The sequence below is a fragment of the Mesorhizobium sp. M7A.F.Ca.CA.001.08.2.1 genome, from assembly GCF_003998455.1.
Classification (GTDB): Bacteria; Pseudomonadota; Alphaproteobacteria; order Rhizobiales; family Rhizobiaceae; genus Mesorhizobium; species Mesorhizobium ciceri.
This window is the reverse complement of record NZ_RZPW01000976.1, coordinates 1-1,921: the sequence shown is the minus strand read 5'-3', so window position 1 is coordinate 1,921 and position 1,921 is coordinate 1. Positions and strand designations below refer to the sequence as shown.

Annotated in this window: 3 protein-coding genes and 1 pseudogene; 1 reads left to right on the top strand and 3 read right to left on the bottom strand. The window is 61.3% G+C overall.

The window, feature by feature from the left end:
• Together hisI and folE are read right to left on the bottom strand one after the other, a co-directional pair.
• A partial coding sequence (hisI, locus tag EN914_RS33740) for a phosphoribosyl-AMP cyclohydrolase (protein WP_127389597.1) occupies nucleotides 1-343 on the bottom strand: 343 nt, incomplete at its 3' end.
• A gap of 35 nt (nucleotides 344-378) precedes the next feature.
• Nucleotides 379-1,014: a GTP cyclohydrolase I FolE gene (gene folE / locus EN914_RS33735; protein WP_013531982.1), complete on the bottom strand. Its 636-nt coding sequence runs from the start codon at nucleotides 1,012-1,014 to the stop codon at nucleotides 379-381.
• A 240-nt stretch (nucleotides 1,015-1,254) separates the two neighbouring features.
• Between folE and EN914_RS33730 the strand changes: the two genes are divergently transcribed.
• Nucleotides 1,255-1,701 carry an iron-sulfur cluster assembly scaffold protein gene (locus EN914_RS33730; RefSeq protein WP_024505359.1) on the top strand — a complete coding sequence of 149 codons (447 nt, stop codon included), beginning with the start codon at nucleotides 1,255-1,257 and terminating at the stop codon, nucleotides 1,699-1,701.
• A gap of 104 nt (nucleotides 1,702-1,805) precedes the next feature.
• Here EN914_RS33730 and EN914_RS39595 read toward each other — a convergent pair.
• Nucleotides 1,806-1,921: pseudogene (locus EN914_RS39595) on the bottom strand (transcriptional regulator); the annotation flags it as partial.

Sequence of the window (1,921 nt, the reverse complement as noted above, 5' to 3'; positions counted from 1 at the left end):
CAGTGTGACAGGTTGCGTCGTGGCCCAACACTTTGACGCGCAACCATATGGCATCCTGGTCACAATCCGTGAGCATCTCGACGACATGCTGAAAATTGCCTGATGTTTCGCCCTTTTTCCAAAGCGCGCTGCGCGAGCGCGACCAGTAGTGGGCGATGCCGGTCTCAAGCGTCAGCGCCAGTGCTTGCGCGTTCATATGCGCAACCATCAACAGCATGCCGTCCGCGGCGTCTGTCACGACGACCGTGACCAGCCCGGCTGCATCGAAGCGCGGCGAAAACACCGCGCCTTCCTCGAGAGCCTTCTTGTCCGACGGAGCTTTTGGAAATTCCAGTGCCGACATCGCCGGTCCTTGTTTTGATGGCCGGCGAGGGCCGATCAGACCCCGCCGCCGCGCACCATGGTGACGAAACGGACCTGCTCTTCGGGCGTGTCCTTGAAAACGCCGGTGAAGGTCGAGGTCAGCGTGGTTGATCCCTGCTTGCGGATGCCGCGCATGGCCATGCACATGTGCTCGGCCTCGATCATGACGGCGACGCCGCGCGGATTGAGCACGTCCTGGATGACGCCGGCGATCTGCGCCGTCAGCGCCTCCTGGGTTTGCAGGCGGTGGGCGAAGATATCGACGACGCGTGCGATCTTGGACAGGCCGACGACCTTGCCGTCCGGAAGATATCCGACATGCGCCTTGCCGATGATCGGCACCATATGGTGCTCGCAATGCGAATGGAATGTGATGTCCTTGACGATCACCAGGTCATCGTAGCCGGCGACCTCCTCGAAGGTGCGGCCGAGCTCGTCGGCCGGGCACATGTCGTAACCACCGAACATTTCGCGAAAGGCCTTTGCCACCCGCTTCGGCGTGTCGACCAACCCTTCGCGGTCCGGATTGTCGCCGGTCCAGCGCAAAAGCGTGCGCACGGCGGCTTCGACTTCGGCTTCGCTTGGCCGGTCGGTGACCGGCTTTTCCATATAGGCTGACTGTGGCATGAGCTTCTTGATGACGGCATCCATAAAGGCGTCTCCCGTAGTCCCTCTCGGCGGAGGAACGAGTTGAACGGACCACGACCTTTCGGTGTCGGAAACTCGCCCCGTTTCCAGCCCCGTAAGCGGCGTGAACTTCCCGGCAAGGACATTGGCTTTCGTCGTTCTTGTCGATACCGGACTGCCAGCATTATATAAGGTCATAGCGAGCGAAAGGAAGACACGACAGCGGCAATCGCTGTTCGCTTGGCGGCGACGGATTGGAAAATTATGATAAACGACGTCTACAACGCGAAAATTCTCGGTTTTGCCGGAAACATCGCCCGCATCGGCCGTCTCGATCGTCCTGACGCGACCGCCAAGGCGCACTCCAAGCTATGCGGTTCGACCGTCACCGTCGACCTCAAGATGCAGGACGGCGTCGTCACGGATTTTGCCCATGACGTGAAGGCCTGCGCGCTCGGCCAGGCGTCGTCATCGATCATGGCGCAGCATGTCGTCGGCGCGAGTGCCGAGGAATTGCGCGCGGTGCGCGACACCATGCTGAAGATGCTCAAGGAAAATGGCGCCCCGCCGGACGGCCGCTTTGCGGATCTCAGATATTTGGAGCCGGTGCGCGACTACAAGGCGCGGCACGCTTCGACCATGCTGACTTTCGATGCCGTGGTCGACGCGATCGGCCAGATCGAGAAGAAGCGCGCCGAAGAAGCGGCCTGACCTTGGGATTTGGCCGTCCACGGTGCGCAGGCTTCGCGCAGGCGCCCAAAATCTTTGTTGCCACGGCTTGGCATTTGGCTGGACAGGAACCGGGCCAGAAGGGTTTAAGCCTGCGCTTCCAGCGCCCGCCTGCTTTCGGCAAATTCACTTCTGAGCCAGTCGGCGAACGCGGCGGCCGGCTCCGAGAGGTCGTGCAGGTTTCTGGCCACCAGCCAATAGG